Here is a 16,916-nt window from a genome sequence, read left to right on the forward strand (position 1 = left end):
TGGAAGCCATATGAGTAGTCACGCTGAGCGGTACGCCGCCTTCCGTCGGCGCCAGGAAGCCTCCAGCGCCGCCATCGAGGCCTTCCAGGGCCTCTACGGGTTCGATTTCGACCCGTTCCAGATCAGCGCCTGCAAGGCTCTGGAGAACGGCCACGGGGTCCTGGTGGCCGCGCCGACCGGGTCGGGCAAGACCGTGGTCGGGGAGTTCGCCGTGCACCTGGCCCTGAGCGAGGGCACCAAGTGCTTCTACACCACGCCCATCAAGGCGTTGTCCAACCAGAAGTACAACGACCTGGTCAAGCGCTACGGTGCTGACCAGGTCGGGCTGCTGACCGGGGACAACAGCGTCAACGGCGAGGCGCCCGTGGTCGTCATGACCACCGAGGTGCTGCGCAACATGCTCTACGAGGGCTCGTCGACCCTCGGCGGCCTGGCCTACGTGGTGATGGACGAGGTGCACTACCTCGCCGACCGGTTCCGCGGCGCGGTCTGGGAGGAGGTGATCATCCACCTGCCCGAGTCAGTGAGCATGGTCGCCCTGTCGGCCACCGTCAGCAACGCCGAGGAGTTCGGCGAATGGCTGCAACAGGTACGCGGTGACACCACCGTCATCGTCGACGAGAAGCGCCCCGTGCCGCTGTGGCAGCACGTCATGGTCGGCGACCGCATCCACGACCTGTTCGTGGACGTGGAGGAGCCCTCCGCCGAGCAGGAGGAACAGGAGGGGTCCCGGGGCCGCAGGGGCAAGCGCAAACGCGAACGCCGCCGCCAGGGCTGGCAGCCCCGCGAGATCGAGGTGGGCGGGCAGAAGCTGCGGATCAACCCGCGGCTGTCCCGCTTCGCCGAGGAGGACTCCCGCATCACCCAGCTGGCCGACCGGCGCCGCCACCCGCAGACCCGGGCCCGCGGCAAGGTGCGGCCCCGCTCCAGGTTCGCGCCGCCCTCCAGGCCCACCATCATCGAGGAGCTCGACGACGGTGGCCTGCTGCCCGCGATCACCTTCGTCTTCAGCCGGGCGGGCTGTGACGAGGCCGTCCGTCAGTGCGTGTCGTCCGGGTTGGTGCTCACCACCCCGGAGGAGGCCGACGAGATCCGCGAGTACGCCGAGACCCAGTGCGCCGACATTCCGGCCGCCGACCTGGCCGTGCTCGGCTTCGACCAGTGGCTGCGCGCCCTGGAGTTGGGCATCTCCGCCCACCACGCCGGGATGCTCCCCAAGTTCAAGGAGATCGTCGAGTACCTGTTCTCGCGCGGTTTCATCCGCGCGGTGTTCGCCACCGAGACCCTGGCACTGGGCATCAACATGCCCGCGCGCACGGTGGTCATCGAAAAGCTCGACAAGTGGAACGGTGAGACCCACGCCCAGCTCACCCCCGGCGAGTACACGCAGCTCACCGGGCGAGCCGGGCGGCGCGGCATCGACGTGGAGGGCCACGCGGTGGTCGTGTGGCAGGCCGGGACCGATCCCGAGGCGGTCGCCAGCCTCGCGGGCACCCGTACCTACCCGCTCAACTCCAGCTTCGAGCCGTCCTACAACATGGCGGTCAACCTGGTCGGCCAGGTCGGTCGCCGGCGCAGCCGCAACATGCTGGAGGCCTCCTTCGCCCAGTTCCAGGCCGACCGCGCCGTGGTCGGCCTGGTCAAACAGCTGCGCAAGCACGAGGAGGCCCTGGACGGCTACGCCAAGGCCGCCGAGTGCCATCTGGGCGACTTCATGGAGTACGCCTCGCTGCGCCGTGCCCTGAGCGAGCGCGAGTCCATGCTCTCCAAGAACCGCTCGGTCCGGCGCCGCGACGAGGCACTGGAGAGCCTGGAGAAGCTGCGCACCGGCGACATCATCCGCATCCCGTCGGGACGCTTCTCCGGGCACGCGGTCGTGTTGGACCCGGGGCTGCGCCACAACCTGCCCGCGCCGCTGGTACTCACCGTGGACAAGCAGGTCAAGCGGGTCAACGCCAGCGACTTCACCGTGCCGGTGCAGCCGTCCGGGCGGATGCGCGTGCCCAAGTCGTTCTCGGCCAAGTCGCCGCGCTCGCGCCAGGACCTGGCCTCCACGCTGCGCAACAAGCTCAAGGAGCGGGGCGCCGAACCCGCCTACGAGCGGGCCCCACGCGAGTCCGGGGAGGACGCCGAGGTGCTGCGGCTGCGCTCGGAGCTGCGCCAGCACCCCTGCCACGGGTGCGCCGACCGTGAGGACCACGCCCGCTGGGCCGAGCGCTACTTCCGGCTGCGCAAGGAGACCGACAGCCTGCGCCGCCGGGTGGAGGGGCGCTCGCACGTCATCTCCCGCACCTTCGACCGGGTGTGCGGGGTCCTGGAGGACCTGGAGTACCTGTCGGGGGACCATGTATCCGACGACGGGACACGGCTGGCCAAGGTCTACTCCGCTCTGGACCTGCTTGTGGCCGAGTGCCTGCGCCGCGGACTGTGGAAGGACCTGAACCCGGTGGAGCTCGCGGCCTGCACCGCCTCCTTGGTCTATGAGGCGCGCCGCAACGACGACGCCTTCCCGCGCCTGCCCGGAGGGCGGATCGAGGAGACGCTCGTGGAGATGGTGCGGCTGTGGGGTGAGCTCAACGAGGTCGAGGCCCGGCACCGGGTGTCGTTCCTGCGCCAGCCCGACCTGGGGTTCGTGTGGACGGCGCACCGCTGGGCGAGCGGCGACCGGCTGGACGCCATCCTGCGCCAGGCGGACATGACCGCCGGGGACTTCGTGCGCACCACGAAGATGCTGGTCGACATGCTCAGCCAGATCGCCGGGGCCAGTGGCGATCCCGAGATGCGCTCCACCGCGCGCAAGGCGTGCGACCTGGTGCGCCGGGGTGTGGTGGCCTACTCCTCGTTCAGCTAGGGAGCGTGTTCGCGGAGCACGTCCCGGGGCCTCCGGTCCCGGGACGGGAACGCTCTGTCAGTGGTTCAGCGTCGGTCCGGCGGGGGGATCTCGCCGGACCCGCGCACGATCAGCGTGGTGGGCACCCGTTCCTCCCGGGGCGGGGAGGTGTCCCCGGCGGTGCGCTCGAACAGGCGCTGCACGGCCAGGGTGCCGATCCGCATCACGTCCTGGGCGACCACCGTCACTTTCGGCGCCATCAGGTCGGCCATAGGGAAGTCGTCGAAGCCCACCACGGCCACATGCTCTTGCAGACCGCGTTCCTGTAGGGCCTGGATGGCACCGCCGGTCACCAGGTTCTGTGAGGCGAACAGGGCCGTCGGAGGTTCCGGGGCGTCCAGCAGGGCGGCGACGGCGCGTGCGGCGCTGGCGGTATCGCGCAGGTCCCGCACCATCAGGCCGGGGTGTTCGGGCAGTCCGCGCTCGGCCAGCGCGGTCCGGTACCCGGTGAAGCGCTCGTCGCAGGTACTGATGGTGCGCTGGTCGCCGAGGAAGGCGATCCGGGTGTGTCCGTGGCCGGCCAGGTGCAGGACCGCCTTCCGGGCGCCCTCGGCGTTGGTGGACAGCACCGCGTCCGCGGCCAGCGCGCGCGGAGCGCGGTCCACGAACACCACGGGGATTCCGTTGCGGATCTCCCGTTGCAGATACCCCTGGTCAGGTGCGGCGGGAACGAGGATGATGCCGTCCACCCGGTGCAGTGTGGCGGCCCGTACGAGCTCTGTCTCACGCCGGGGGTCCTTGTCCAGGCTCCCGGCGAACACCAGGGTTCCGTGGTCGCGGGCGACGTTCTCCACCGCACGGCTCAGCGTTGCGGAGAAGGGGTTGGCCACGTCCTCCAGCAGGAGGGCGATCTGCCGGGTGGCGCCGTCGGTACGGCGTAGGCTTGAGGCTGCCAGGTTGGGCCGGAAGTCCAACTGGACGATGGCCTGGGTGACGCGGTCACGTAGTTCCTCGGAGACCGTGGCGACCCCGTTGATGACGCGTGAGACGGTCTTGATGCTCACCCCCGACAGCGCGGCGACGTCGCGCATGGTGGCGCGGCGCAGGGGTGACGGTGGCCCCGCGGGCGGGTCGGCCTGCCTGTTATCTGTCTGGTCCACCGACATCTGAGCTGGTTTCTCCTCACAACAGTGCGACCGGGCCCCTGGGACGGGTCTCATTCTGCCTCACACACCCCCTCCGGGGCGGTGCCAGGACCGTCGGTGGTCGTCTGGAGGGTGCCACCGCGAGGGGAGGGAGACGAGGCGGAACACCAGGACCTGCCGGGGCGTTGCGTGCGTTGGAGGACCCCGGTGGCCGAAGCGGCACACGGATGGGGCCATCATGGAGGAACACGGGACCCTTGGGCCTGTAGTTCGCAAGAGACCTGAAACGAGGCTTGAGTAGTGCTGCGCACCCTCATCAACGGCAAGATCCACCGCGCCACGGTCACGCAGGCCGATCTGCACTACGTCGGATCGCTCACGATCGACGCCGACCTGATGGACGCCGCCGACATCGTCGACGGCGAGCAGGTCCACATCGTCGACATCGACAACGGCGCCCGGCTGGTCACCTACGCGATCACCGGTGAGCGCGGCACGGGCGTCATCGGTATCAACGGCGCCGCCGCACGGCTGGTCAGTCCCGGCGACCTGGTCATCGTCATCTCCTACGCCCAGCTGACCGAGGCCGAGCGGGCCGAGCACGTGCAGCACATCGTGCACGTGGACCGGGACAACAGGATCGTCGCCCTGGGCAACGACCCGGCCGAGCCGGTTCCGGACAGCGAGCTGGTCTCCGGCCGCTGAGCCCTCATGGCGGGCCGGTGCCCGTGTCGGTGCGCGCGCACCGACACGGGCACCTTGTCCTCTCGGGACGTGCGTCCTGTCGGGTGGTGGCGGGTGAGAGCGGCCGCTCCTTCCCCGGGCCGGTGTCCCCGCGGGCACGACCTCCGCCGGTGCCCGCGCGCCTCGGCCGCCGCGTGGACGCGGGGCGCCCGGAGCCGCACCACATCCGGTGGTCCGCGCAAGGGCCGCATGTCACCGGTGCCATGGCCGGTTCCGGCCTGGTCGGTTCTTCCAGTGCCGGGTATGTCCACAGTCGGCATGGACGAGACAGGGGACGAGGAACAGCGCCGAATCGCCGAACACGTCGAGTGGCAGAAGCAGGGTGCGTGGGTTGTCCTGTGGGGGCCCTACACCCGCTGTTTCTGGGCGTTCGCGTGTTGGCCGGTGGTTCCCGGAAGCGGGGTCGTCATCAGTGCGGACGACTCGCACGTCCTCTACTCGGAGATGCGCTACGTCGAACGCGAGCACGACTTCCTGCGGTGGCGCTACGGGCGCGGATGAGGCGTGTACGTGTCCTTGAAGGTGGGCGGTCCGACATAGCTGCCGCGCCGTGTCCGGGGCTAGGCTTCTTCCGTTACTGGGACGAATCGGGGAGTAAGCCGCGTGTCGATACATACCGCACATCCAGAGGGACCCCTCGCTGAGGAGGCACGGGCCCGGCTCCAGCGCCGCACCGTCCTGACCCTGGTGATCGCCCAGGTGGTCGGCGGTATCGGGATGGGCGCCATGCTCGCCGTGGGCGCGCTCATCGCCCTGGAGCTCACCGGCTCCGACGCCTGGTCCGGCGCGGCCACCACCATGATCACCCTGGGCGCCGCGGTGTTCGCCCTCCCCCTGGCTTCGCTGGCCGCCCGGCACGGCCGCCGCCCCGGCCTCGCGGCGGGCTGGGTGTTCGGCGCGCTCGGCGGCGTCATCACCATCACCGCCACGGTGCTGGGCACGTTCGCACTGTTCCTGGTGGGCATGGTGCTGGTTGGCGCCGGCACCGCCACCAACTTGCAGGCCCGCCACGCCGCCGCCGACCTGGCGTCCGAACGCAGCCGCGGCCGGGACCTGTCCATCGTGGTGTGGGCCACCACGGTCGGCGCGGTGACGGGCCCCAACCTGATCGGTCCCAGCGGGGGCGTGGCCGCCCTCTTCGGCCTGCCCGAACTGCTGGGCCCGGTGCTGTTCACCACGGTCGGGTTCGTCCTGGGCGCGCTGTTGACCTTCGTGCTGCTGCGTCCCGACCCGCTGCGGGTGGCCACCGCGGCCCAGGCACGAGAGGACACCACCTCCGGTGAACGGCTGTCCGTGGCCGGGGCGCTCCGGGTGATCGCGGCCAGTCCTGGCGCCCTGCTCGCGGTGGTCGGCATCGTGGCCAGCCACACGGTGATGGTCGCGGTCATGACCATGACCCCCGTGCACATGTCCCACCACGGCGCCGCGCTGACCGTGATCGGGTTGACCATCTCCCTGCACATCGCCGGGATGTACGCGCTCTCGCCGGTGGTGGGATGGCTCACAGACCGGTTCGGCCGGGTACCCGTGCTGCTGACGGGACAGGTGATCCTGCTGGCCGCCGCGGCGATGGCGGGCACGGCCGGGCAGGATGAGACCTGGGTGACGGTCGGGCTGGTCCTGTTGGGCCTGGGATGGTCGTTCGGCCTGGTGTCCGGGACGGCGCTGCTGGCCGAGTCCCTGGCGGCCGAAGTGCGCCCCCGCGCGCAGGGGGTCAGCGACCTGGTCATGAACCTGGGCGGTGCCACCGCCGGGGCGCTGTCGGGCGTGGTGCTGTCCCAGGCGGGCTTCGGCGGCCTGAACCTGTTCGCGGCACTGTTCACCGCGCCGGTGTTCGTGCTCGCGGCTCGCGTGCTCCTGGCCCGGAGGGGCCGGGCTCCGCACACCGGGTGACCCCCTCGCGCGGTCGCGGCCTCGAAGCCGCGCGACACATCCGGACCTTTACAGGAAACGCCCAGCGACCTCCACGGAGATCCCCGTCCGTGTGATTACCGTGCAGACGTGAGGCGCCTACCGGCCCCGGTGGGCGGATTCCGCTGACAGGGGGTGTTCTCATTGTCCGAGCGAGAACCCGAGGACGTGCCGGGGGAGCAGCCGGGACGGCACCAGGACCCGGTGAACCACCATCCCCCGGAGGAGTGGCGTCCCGGTGACCCCGGTGACCCGATGGAGGGTGGGTCGCAGCCTCCGGGGGAACCGCCGCACAGGTATCCCCACCACGATCCGCACATGCGACAGCCGCCTCCGGGCGGGGCGGCCGTCCCGCCCGGCCAGCGCTCGGAGGGCCCGGGCCCCTCACAGGGGGCGCATGCCTACGGGAGCCCTCCCCCAGAGGGCCGGCCCCCGAGCGGTGGTCCTGGGGAGCATCCGACGGGCGCGCCTCCGGAGTCGGTGGCCGGCGAGCTCTCCGAAGGTCCCAGCGGTCCCAGCCAGGCCGGGTACGAGCACGCCGGTTACGCGCCCGGGTACGGGGAGGCGGATGTCTCGGCGACGGGCCCGGGCGCCCCTCCGCCCGGTGGGCAGCCGGAGAACTTCAGTTCCGGCCAGGTACCCGGATACTCCGAGGCAGGTGGCTACCCCTCCGGCCAGGGGTCGGGATACGTCCGGGGGCAGGCCGGGGGCCACGGCCAGGGCTACCCGCCCCAGGGCGGCTACGGTCCGCCGGAGGCCCGGCCCACCCCGTGGGGAAAGATCCTGGGCATCAGCTGCGGCGTGCTCCTGCTCTTGCTGCTCCTAGCGGGCGGTTGCACGACGATCGCCCTGCTCACCGCCGGTAGCGGGGAACCCGAGGCGGAGAGGACCGGCGTCCAGGAGGGGGAACGGGAGGGCTGAGCCCGGGGCCGCGTCAGGTCCGCTCAGGGGGCCAGGGCGGGGTCGCGCAACCACTCCGACAGGTCCTGCTGGCGCTCCCCGTCGCACTTGAGCGGACACGTGGTGCAGTATCCGTGCTCGGAGTCGGCCTTGTAGTCGAAGCAGCAGGTGCCGCGCACCGCCCACGTCCCGCGCGGGTGCTCGGGGGCGAAGGGGAACAGGCGCGGCCGCTTGCGGGTCACCGCGCCGGCCTCGACCACCGCGTCCCCCAGCCGGGAGGCCAGTTCCCAGGCCTGCTCGGCGTCCCGGCCCAGGTAGCGGGCCGGGTTGAGCATGTAGAAGTGCAGGGTGTCGAGCACCCACCCCCACAGGGTGCGCTTGCCCGAGCGCGAGTGCGCGTGCAGGGCGTTGATGAGGGGGTCGAACGTGGCGAACAGGGCCTCGGCGGCCATCCGCAGCTGGGCGTCCTCGTCCTCGGCGACCACGGTGTCCGGGTGGTCGGCCGCGGGGTCGTCCGGCAGGACCGCCATGCGGGTGCCGACCAGGGCGGGTGTGGCGAACCGCGCCCGGACGGCGTCCCAGGGCAGGTGGAGGCTCTCGGGGCTCAGCAGCGGCGCCCGCCCGGTCAGGTACAGCGACGCCGAGACCATGAAGATCGGTTCGCGCAGGGTGACCCGGAGAAAGTTGGTGGCGGCGGGGAGCCGGTGGCCGGGGCCGTGCTCGGTCCGCAGCTTGTCGAACAGGACCGGCAGCCAGCCGTCCGCGGCCAGGGCGCCGGCCTGGTGCCAGTGCACGGGACCCGCGGGGCTGCCCCGGAACTCCTCAGGGGAGAGCAGGTCGGGCAGCGGCGCGAACTTCAGTGGCGCACAGGCGCCACGGAGCGCGTCGAGCGGATCTGCAACCACCGCGTGAACCTGCCCTTCGTCGCACGATGCCGTCATGTCCGGGGATGGTGTGGCCGCAGTGACCTGCGGGAGAGTGGGTGCATCTGCGCCTATTAAGTGAGGCTATCCTAATGTCCCCGCGTGCCGCAATGATCATCCGAGGATCCCGTGTCCGCGCGGGAACGGTGAAGGTACGGGCCCCGGCGGGATCGCGAGCGGGGGTGGTGATGTGGCTTCTGTCGCTGGTGTCGTTTTTATGTAGTTTTTGCTCGTTTTACCTGCTGCGACAGAACTGGCGGATGGGGGCGGAGAGGGACTGCCGTGCCTCTCCGCCCCCGTCCGTATCCGGAGTCCGCCGGTTCCGGAAGGCATGGACGCGGACCCCCAGCACCGCGTGAGAACGGCGATTGGCGGGCCGGCGTGGAGGAGCGGGTCGCGGAGTGACGGCCCTGTACCGCCAGCACCCGTGGTCGGTGTACCTGCTCCTGGGCGGGCCGCCCAGCGGACCCAACGGGCTGCGGTGGACGGAGGCGGGCCTGCGCGAACTCGTCCGCTCCGGCCTGGACGTGGGATCTGCGCTTCAGGTGCTCATGCTGCCGTCCACCACCCTGCGCGAGACGCTGCGCACCGAGACGGACATGAAACGCACGGTCCGGGAGGAGGGCGGGACCATGGCCGACACCGATCGCGACTACAGCAGGGGACTGCGCAGGGTCGTCACCGAGGAGGAGTTCCCCACGATCTCCCGGCTGCTTCGGAAGGGCGTGTTGGAGGAGGAGCCCCCGCACGCGGAGGAGGGCGTGGGCGGACCCGCGGAGGAGATGGACTTCGCCGTCCGCCGGGTCCTGGACGGTATCGGGGTGTACGTGCGGCGCCAGCGCGCCTCCGATGGCTCGGCGCGGACCGAGGGCCAGTTCCGCGGTGCCCACCCGGGAGGGAGCCGGTCTCGTCGCTCCTTCGGAGCATCACGTGGCCGGGCCCCTCACGGTACGCGGCGGGCCGGGCGGTCCGTCAGTCCGCGGACACCTATCGCACCAGCACCAGGTGGTGTCGCGACAGCACGGACACGATCTCCGCCGTCCGCGCGACCTCCACGCCCGCGTGCTCGGCCAACCCGGCCACGGTCAGCGACCGGTGTTCGGCGATCGCCTCCAGAACCGGTTCGGCCAAGGCCGGGAACCGGTATCGGCGCCCACCCACCGTCATCGCCACCCGCTCGCCCTCGCGGGACAGCGGCGGCGGCAGGATCGGCACGAACTCCACCCGCGCGTCGGCGGGCGGGGCGTCCTCCTCCACGGGCCACGGCAGCGAGAACGAGGTCCGGCGCGGGAAGCGCGCGTCCCGCTCGTCCAGGAACTCGTCCACCTCCAGCCCCTCGGCCAGCTCCACCATCCGCGCCACCAGCTCGCCCTGGTGCTTGCGCCGCGTCTCCGGTGCGGAAAAGCGCGGCAGGTCCCTGCGGAACACCTCCTCCTCGAACAGCCGCCGCACCAGTGCCTCCGCCCACTCCACCCCGGTTGCCCGGGTGAAGCCGAAGGTCAGGTGCATACTCACCTCACCGGTTCCGGTCACCGTGTGCCACCAGCCGCGCGGAACGTGGATGACCTGGCCCGGCCGCAGCACGCCCTCCCACACCAGGTGCAGTTCGCCGTCGGCGTCGCGCGGGGGCGTGTGGGTGTGGTCCACGTCGTTCTTCATCGGGTACTGGCGCGTCCCGGGACCGTGCACCTGCCAGTGCTTGGTGCCCTCCACCTGAACGATCACCGTGTCGTGGTCGTCCCAGTGGGTGTCGAAGCCGCGCGACTCACCCCAGACCAGGTACAGGTTGGCCTGCGCGCGCTCGCGCACCAGCCGCATCAGGTCGTCGGCCGCCGCGCCCACCGGCGGGTGCATCCGGTCCAGGCTGTCCAGGACCAGGCTCGCCCCCGCACGCAGCTCCCGGTACAGGACCTCGGGGCGCACCGCCCGCCGTGCGTTTCGCGAGGAGGTCGCCGCCTCGGTGTAGCGGTCGACCGGAACCGCCGCCCCGTCACGGTGCAGGCGCAGCCTCGGTGGTTCGGGGGAGCACGTGGCCAGCAGTTCGTTGAGGTCGTCGAAGGTCAACAGCGAACGCACCGCGTCCGCTCCCAGGTCGGCGAAGACGAACTCCTCCGACAGCTGTGTGGTGAGGGCGTCCCGGCCCACGACGTCGCACAGGGTCCGGGTGAACAGGTGGCCGGGATCGATCACGGCGCGTCCTTTCGGTGCACGGGAGGGCCCGGCCCGGCCCGGGGCCGGGCCGGGCGGGACATCGGTCAGATGAAGTCGGAACTGGAGTCGGTGCCGTCGTTGTCGCCGCCCGCGGTGATGTCGCGGGAGGTCACCTCCGCCAGGTCCTCGACCTCGACCTCGATCGGGTCCATACGCACCACACCTCGCTTTCTGTGTGTCGTTCTTCTTGGCCAGGACCGCACCCGCGTGCTCAGCGCGATGACAGCCCCGTTCGGTGGGCCGCGAACGCATGCGCGTCGGCGGCCAGTCCCACCGCACGGCTGACCGCGCGCGGGCCGTGGCCCACGTCGCGCTCGTACCGGAGCAGGACCGGTGGGCGCTCCTCTGCCCGGGCCGCCGCCAGCAGCGCAGCGCACATCTTGCGCGGGTGGGCGGCGTCGGTGCGGGTGTCGCCGTGGAAGCCGGTGAGCAGGACGCTGGGGAAGCGCCGCCCGGGCGCGTGCACCGCGCTGTCCAGCGCACGGTGGTAGGGGGAGTAGGACATCAGGGCGGCGAAGTCGTCGGGGTCGGCCGCGGTGCCGAACTCGCGGGTCCACATGCGCCCCAGCCCCATCAGTTCGAAGCGGGCCATGTCCGCGAGCGGCGCGGAGGCGATCACCGCTCCGCACAGGTCCGGGCGCGCCGTCGCGGCGGCCAGGACGAGCAGGCCGCCCGCCGACCCGCCCGACAGGCACAGTTGGCGGCGTGTGCACACTCGGGACGCGACCAGGGTGTCCGCCGCGGCCGCCAGGTCCTCCACGGCGCGCGGTTTGTCGCGGCCGGAACCGGCCAGGTGCCACTCGCGGCCCGCGTCGCCTCCTCCGCGCACGTGGGCGACCGCGTACCGGCCGCCGGAGAGCAGCCAGGCCAGCACGGTCGCGCTGAAGCCGAACTGACGGGGACGCCCGAAGCCGCCGTAGGCGTGCAGGATGGTCGGCCCCGGCGGGCCCGCGGACCCGCTCGCCGAGCGCGGGCCGTACGGGCCCCGCCGCGTGTCGACGGTCTCCTCCCCTGGCGGAGGGGCGGTTGCCGGCGGTTTCGGCCCTCCACCGCCCACGGCGGTGAACACGGTCACCGGAATCCGCGTGCCGTCCTCGGAGCGGCACCAGACGACAGTGCGCTCCACGGCCGGGGAGGGCGGTGCCATGGACCAGCCGGGCGGCCACGGCCGGGGAACGCGTTCCCCCGGAGGCAGGCACAGGACCCGTTGCTGGGTGGCCACGTCCGCGTACCCCAGGTACACCGATCCGTCGGGAGCCGTCTCGGGCGCGGAGACCATGCCCTCTCCGGGCAGGTCCACCGTGTACAGCGGTGCGCCCGAGCGGGCGTCGTGCACGGTGGCCTCGCTGATCCCCAGCCGTGTGCGCGACACGAACAGCGCCGGATCGCCCCCGGACCCCCCGGGGCACGGCGCGAACGCGTCCAGGGTCGCTCCGCACTCCTCGGGCACCACCTCGCGCCAGTGCTCCACCCCCGGCTCCTCGGGGGAGACCGCGCAGATCCGCCGCCACGGCGCGCCCAGGGTGGTGCGCAGGTACAGCAGCCCGTCAGGCCCCAGACGGGCCTCGGTCTCGCTCTCGGGGCCCACCTGGACGGGGCGCAGCACGGGGCTCCCCGGTGCGGCGGCGGCCAAGTCGGCCAACCACAGGTCGGTGCGGTGTCCGGTGCCGTGGCTTTCAGTCACCAGCAGCCACCTGTGTCCCAGGATCCGCACCCCGGGCACGGTGTCGGGCGCCGCGCACGCGTGGACAAGCGTCTCGGCGCCGTCGGCGGCTCGGCGCAGCCACACGCCGCGTACGCCCCGTTCACCGTCGCGGCGCACGTAGTAGAAGGAGGGCGCGCCTTCGGGGACCCACGCCACATGGGAGTAGCGCACCCCCGGCACGGGCGGGCCCACCGGGACGCCTGTGCCGGTGCGCAGCACGCGCAGGCCACCGCGCTCCACACCCCCGGATGAGACCTGCACCGCCACCAGGCCTCCGTCCGGACTGGGTTCCCAGGCGTCCAGGGTCGTGCGCCCGGCGGGGTCCTCGGAGACGGGGTCGTACAGGATGCGCGGCGGGCCCTCCCCGGTCAGGACGACCAGACGCGGGTGCTCGGTCCCTGCTGGACGCACGGTGGCGAAGGCCGCCGCTCCGGGCCGGTGGACCGGCGGACTCCACAGGTCGGTGTCCACCAGCGAGCGGATGAGAGCGGACAGGCGTTCGCGCAGGGGCCAGCCGGCCGCCTCGCGCTCGTACTCGTGACCGCGTTCCTCAAGCCAGCGCAGGGTCTCGGGAGAGCCGGCGTTCTCCAGCCACCGGTAGGGATCGGGCACGGCCCGGCCGTGCAGTGTGTCGACGGCGGACACCGGGTCGGGGGCGAGGGCGGCTCCGGGGGCTCGGTTGCGCACCATCACATCGTTGGGGTGAGCTGAGTCAGCGGTCAAGAAACAGATCCCTTGCTCTCGGGCACATGACTATGTCCTCAAAGCAAGGTTTGGCATCGCGCTGACCGGGGGGCTTCGGTTCTCTCCGGGCCGGTCGAGCCTGTTTCGGTCCTGGCCACCCGGCGGGGCGGACACAGAACCGCCCCGCCGGGTCCCGGAAGGAGGGAAGGACCCGGCGGGGCGGCCGGAGACGACTAGGAGTTGGCCGGGTGGCCGATGGCCAGCCCGCTCTCCTGGTCGAAGAAGTGCAGCTGGCTCACGTCCACCGACAGGCTGATCGTCTTGTTCGGGCGCACGTTGCTGCGGGGGCTCACGCGGGCCGTGAACTGCGAGTTGCCGCCACCCAGCGGCATACCGCTCTCGCCCTCGCCCTCCTCGCCCGCGGCGTCCTTGGCCAGGGCGGCGGCGTCCTCGTGGCGCACCGGCGGGGCGTCGACGTCGAAGATCACGTTGATCTCCGTGCCCAGCTCCTCGGTCACGCCCGCGGTCACCTGGAGCTGCGGGTCGCCGCTGCTGTTGTCGAGCTCGGCGTCGTTGAAGTCGGAGGGGCGGATGCCCAGGATGATGCTGCGGCCCAGGTAGTCGCGCAGGTTCGGCCGATCGTCCAGGACACTCGCCGGGACCGGGAGCTTGTGCTCGGCGAAGGTGAGCACCGCGCCGTCGCCCTCGGCGGCCAGCTCGGCGTCGACGAAGTTCATCGCCGGGGAGCCGATGAACCCGGCCACGAACAGGTTGACGGGGGCGTCGAACAGGCGCTTGGGGGTGTCCACCTGCTGTAGACGGCCGTCGCGCAGCACCGCGACCCGGTCGCCGAGGGTCATCGCCTCGATCTGGTCGTGGGTGACGTAGACGGTGGTGACGCCCAGGCGGTCGTGGAGCTGGTTGAGGGAGGCACGCATCTGCACGCGCAGCTTGGCGTCCAGGTTGGACAGCGGCTCGTCCATGAGGAACGCGCGCGGCTCGCGCACGATCGCGCGGCCCATGGCCACACGCTGGCGCTGACCGCCGGAGAGCGCGCCCGGCTTGCGCTTGAGGTAGGGCTCCAGACCCAGCATCTCGGCCGCGTCCTTCACGCGGCGCGCGATCTCGGGCTTGGCGACCTTGCGCAACTTCAGGCCGAAGGCCAGGTTCTGCTCGACGCTCATGTGGGGGTAGAGCGCGTAGTTCTGGAAGACCATCGCGATGTCGCGGTCCTTGGGCGGGCGGTCGTTGACGATCTCGTCACCGATGACCAGCGTGCCAGCCGAGATCTCCTCCAGGCCCGCGATCATGCGCAGCGCGGTGGACTTGCCGCAGCCGGAGGGGCCGACGAGCACCATGAACTCGCCGTCCTCGATCTTCAGGTTCAGGTCGTCGACGGCCTTGACGTCGCCGCCGTAGATCTTGTCAACACCCTCAAGGGCGATCTCCGCCATGGTTGTCAGCTCCCGGGCCGGGGTCGTAGGGGGGTGACGTGGACCTCAGGAAGTCCGCACCACCGAGCCTGGTTGTTCGAACTTGATCGAACCAGGCTGTTCTGCTGATCACATCAGACACGATCTTGATCGAAAAGTCCATACTTGGGTCGATGTTGATCTGATTGTGGTCAGGAGCAAACCCTGTTCGCTCAGCTGGCGTGGCAGCCCCAGGTGCGTTAGCCTGTCCGACGGTTCATCACTTTCTCCCCTTCGCGCACTCGAAGCGGCGGCCACGACACGGCAGCCGGGTTGAGGCATCGGGTCGGGGAGTCTGGGTAACCTAACGACCAGTCCAGCACTGGACGGACCGGTTGTGCGGCCCCCACTCGTCCGATTGGACGCTGCATCACGCACCAGGTGTAGTTGGGATCGGGTGAGATGTGGAGTACCGCGACCGGGCGGGGGGTTGGACCCGGAAAAGGCCCGAACATCCAGTAGACAACGGTATTTCGAGCTCGCCGCCGACGGGACGGAGCCGGTCCGAAGGGTGGCTCGGGCCTTTTCCGCGTCCCCCCAATATGCTGACCGCGAGCACTTCACCAGCCAGCGGAAAGCGAGCACCCCACGTGGTTGCCGAGCACACCGATCAGGGCGGCGCCCCGGGCTCCGACAAAATCTCGCCGGAACCGGTGGGGCGGGAGCGGACGGCGACCCCGACACGCTCCCTCGCCTCCGCCCTCGTACCGGGGCACCGCTGGGGGAGCGGCGACCTCGTGTGGCGGGTACTCGCCGCGGTCGGCTCCGGCCTGGCCCAGCTCCTGGCCCTGCCGCCCTACGGCCTGTGGTGGCTGGGGCCGCTCAGCGCGGCCCTGCTCGCCTTCGCCGTGGCCGGGACCCGCGTGCGCCGCGCCGCCTGGCTCGGGATCCTGTCCGGAGCCACGCTCATGGTCCCGCTGGTGCGCTGGCAGGACATCTTCGGTGTCGACGTGTGGCTGCTCATCGCCGCCGCCGAGACCGTCTACTTCCTACCCATGGCGATGGGCCTGGCGCTGGCCATGCGCCTCCCCGGATGGCCGCTGTGGACCGCAGCCCTGTGGGTGGCCCAGGAAGCCGTGCGTGCCCGCTGGCCGCTGGGCGGCTTCCCCTGGGGCAAGCTCGCCTTCGCCCAGCCCGACACGCCCTTCGTCGGCTACGCGGCCCTGGGCTCCTCCGCGCTGGTCTCCTTCGCCGTCGCCCTCGCCGGCGGCCTGCTTCTGTGGAGCGTGCTGCGCGCCGCCTCCGCCCGACGGTCCGCGCACCGGGACCAGAGTGACCGCCACGGTGGCGGTGGCCGGGGAACGCGGACGAACCTGGTGCTGGCCGCCGTCGGCCTCGCCGCCAGCGCCGCGGTCGTCGCGGGCGGCACGCTGGCCCCGGCGATCGGCCGCCCCGCCGTCGCCGACACCGTCGCCGTCGGCATGGTCCAGGGCAATGTGCCGGGCGTCGGCGAGATGTCCATCCTCGGCGAGCGCATGCAGGTCCTCGACAACCACGCCGAAGGGGTCCACGAGCTCGCCGAGGCCGCCCGGGCCGGCGAGTACCCCCAGCCCGACATGGTGCTGCTGCCCGAGAACGCCAGCGACATCGACCCCTTCCGCGACCCCACCGCACGGGAGACCATCGACGCGGCCGCCGCCGACGCGGGCGTCCCCCTGCTGTGGGGCATGAGCCGCTTCAACGACGACGGCACCCGCTACGTCAGCAGCGTGGTCTGGGACCCCGAGACCGGGCCGGGGCAGACCTACGACAAGCGTTACCTCGTGCCGTTCGGCGAGTACGTCCCCTACCGCGACTTCTTCACACGGTTCGTGGCCCGCTTGCAGCAGGTCAGCGCCGACGCCGTCCCCGGTACCGAACCCGGCGCGGTGGACGTGGGCGGCACCACCCTGGCCGTCGGCATCTGCTTCGACGTGGCCTTCGACCCGCCGGTGCGCGAGGCGGTGGCCGAGGGCGGACAGATCATCGTGATCCCCACCAACAACGCCAACTACAACTTCACCGGCCAGACCAATCAACAGCTGGCCATCACCCAGCTGCGCGCCGTCGAGCACGGGCGCCCTGCGGTGGTCGTCTCCACCAGTGGAGTCAGTGCCATGGTCGAGCCCGACGGGACCCTCGCCTACGCCTCGGACGAGGCCGTGGCCGACATCCACGTCGCCGAGCTCGAGGCGATGGAGGGAACGACCGTCGCCACCCGGCTCGGCGCGGCCCCCGAGGTGCTGCTGAGCGCGCTGGGCCTGGCCGCGGCGGCCGCCGCCGTGGTCATCGGCCGCCGCCGCACCTGATCCCTGTTCGCCCACGGCGTTCCCGGCGGGGGGAACCATGAGGCCCGCGTGTGCGTTCTCCCCTGTAGGGAGGACCCGGCCGACGACCTTGAGGATGGTTTCG

The 16,916-nt window shown here is 71.6% G+C and carries 11 protein-coding genes; 6 read left to right on the forward strand and 5 right to left on the reverse strand.

The genetic code is table 11. The annotated features are described in order from the left end of the window. The first annotated feature begins 10 nt into the window (after positions 1–10). On the forward strand, positions 11–2,851 hold the full coding sequence (locus AC0T5L_RS23725) for a DEAD/DEAH box helicase (RefSeq protein WP_476167693.1): 2,841 nt from the start codon (positions 11–13) through the stop codon (positions 2,849–2,851). A gap of 65 nt (positions 2,852–2,916) precedes the next feature. Here AC0T5L_RS23725 and AC0T5L_RS23730 read toward each other — a convergent pair whose 3' ends face one another. After that, the gene (locus tag AC0T5L_RS23730; protein ID WP_476167694.1) at positions 2,917–3,996 is read right to left on the reverse strand and encodes a LacI family DNA-binding transcriptional regulator; all 1,080 of its coding nucleotides are present in this window, start codon (positions 3,994–3,996) and stop codon (positions 2,917–2,919) included. Between the two features lie 279 nt (positions 3,997–4,275). Between AC0T5L_RS23730 and panD the strand changes: the two genes are divergently transcribed. From panD to AC0T5L_RS23750, 4 genes are all read left to right on the forward strand, one after another. Next, positions 4,276–4,680, forward strand: a complete 405-nt coding sequence (gene panD / locus AC0T5L_RS23735) for an aspartate 1-decarboxylase (RefSeq protein WP_476167695.1) — start codon at positions 4,276–4,278, stop codon at positions 4,678–4,680. A 282-nt stretch (positions 4,681–4,962) separates the two neighbouring features. Then, positions 4,963–5,220 (forward strand): hypothetical protein, encoded by a 258-nt coding sequence (locus AC0T5L_RS23740; RefSeq protein ID WP_476167696.1) that lies wholly within the window; start codon positions 4,963–4,965, stop codon positions 5,218–5,220. 102 nt (positions 5,221–5,322) lie between these two features. Beyond that, positions 5,323–6,612, forward strand: a complete 1,290-nt coding sequence (locus AC0T5L_RS23745; protein ID WP_476167697.1) for an MFS transporter — start codon at positions 5,323–5,325, stop codon at positions 6,610–6,612. A 336-nt stretch (positions 6,613–6,948) separates the two neighbouring features. After that, complete coding sequence (locus tag AC0T5L_RS23750) at positions 6,949–7,551, forward strand: hypothetical protein (RefSeq protein WP_476167698.1); 603 nt, start codon at positions 6,949–6,951, stop codon at positions 7,549–7,551. 23 nt (positions 7,552–7,574) lie between these two features. Here AC0T5L_RS23750 and AC0T5L_RS23755 read toward each other — a convergent pair whose 3' ends face one another. From AC0T5L_RS23755 to AC0T5L_RS23770, 4 genes are all read right to left on the reverse strand, one after another. Continuing rightward, positions 7,575–8,435, reverse strand: coding sequence for a ferric iron reductase FhuF-like transporter family protein (locus tag AC0T5L_RS23755; protein WP_476167699.1), 861 nt, complete (start codon positions 8,433–8,435; stop codon positions 7,575–7,577). A gap of 1,005 nt (positions 8,436–9,440) precedes the next feature. Continuing rightward, positions 9,441–10,643: a JmjC domain-containing protein gene (locus AC0T5L_RS23760; RefSeq protein ID WP_476167700.1), complete on the reverse strand. Its 1,203-nt coding sequence runs from the start codon at positions 10,641–10,643 to the stop codon at positions 9,441–9,443. Positions 10,644–10,875: 232 nt separating this feature from the next. Beyond that, positions 10,876–13,059 (reverse strand): prolyl oligopeptidase family serine peptidase, encoded by a 2,184-nt coding sequence (locus AC0T5L_RS23765; RefSeq protein WP_476167725.1) that lies wholly within the window; start codon positions 13,057–13,059, stop codon positions 10,876–10,878. Between the two features lie 227 nt (positions 13,060–13,286). Then, a complete protein-coding gene (locus AC0T5L_RS23770) occupies positions 13,287–14,507 on the reverse strand; it encodes an ABC transporter ATP-binding protein (RefSeq protein WP_476167701.1) in 1,221 nt (406 codons plus the stop codon). Between the two features lie 608 nt (positions 14,508–15,115). Here AC0T5L_RS23770 and lnt point away from each other — a divergent pair. Continuing rightward, positions 15,116–16,813: an apolipoprotein N-acyltransferase gene (gene lnt, locus AC0T5L_RS23775; protein WP_476167702.1), complete on the forward strand. Its 1,698-nt coding sequence runs from the start codon at positions 15,116–15,118 to the stop codon at positions 16,811–16,813. The last annotated feature ends 103 nt before the right edge of the window (positions 16,814–16,916 follow it).

The organism is Nocardiopsis sp. TRM 82005, from assembly GCF_056312425.1.